1 protein-coding gene is annotated in these 784 nt (G+C 45.7%); it reads right to left on the bottom strand.

From position 1 onward, the window contains the following. A partial coding sequence (locus tag EI28_RS13745; RefSeq protein ID WP_197018528.1) for an SIR2 family protein occupies positions 1-784 on the bottom strand: 784 nt, incomplete at both ends.

The raw sequence follows: 784 nt of genomic DNA, 5'->3' as shown, positions 1-784 counted from the left end.
CGCTGGATCGCTTCTGATTCTCACCATGAAAAAAGCCTCGATTAGAATGTATCCGGACTTGGGTCCTGATTTCAGGGTCAGCCATCCATTTTTTGAGTATACCCGTGGGTTCTTTCTCACTGCTGAATACAAGGACTGTCAACTTCTGATTTGACTCACGAAGCGCTCGATCTATCTCGAAGTTAATATGAGAATCTCCAAAACTATAGCCGCAGATGATGAGAACTACCTCAGATCCGTCTCCACCCAAGGGATGGAGGGTATCTCGTAATATTGCTATCATCTGTGCGTAAGGATCGTTTTGAGTTTCACGATACTTTGTTGCTGCAGGCCAGATCATTACGTTTGTCAGTTGTCCGTTTCCCAGTAGGTTTGGGGGAGCTCGTCGTGGAATGCTTTCACCGTCTAAGAGACACCAATCAATAGAACCATGGATCTTAACGACTCTTGCAGCGATGTCTACTGGCTTATTGAAGCCATGATCTTGAGAGTGCAGATCCAGAAGACATGGATCCCACCATCCTGTGGTGCCACCTCTAAATCCATCGGTATATGGGATGCGTTCCAGTGCCAGGGCGTCTTCAACTAAGTTATCGTAGTTTAGAAGAAAATAGTCAATTGTTGGGGAACTTATCCCATCGCTCGCTTTAAGCTTGGTATGGAGAGCACGGACGAATTTTCGATGGGTTAGTATATCGATATCTTTGGGCTTGAGACATTGGACGATGGCCCGCTTAATCTCCTCTAATGCCTGCTTTAATTCATCTTTCGAGTAATGGACACG

Origin of the sequence: Methanoculleus sp. MH98A (assembly GCF_000691865.1) — an archaeon.
GTDB lineage: Archaea > Halobacteriota > Methanomicrobia > Methanomicrobiales > Methanoculleaceae > Methanoculleus.
The sequence above is the reverse complement of the archived record's forward strand: the minus strand, read 5'-3'. Positions and strand labels throughout refer to the sequence as shown.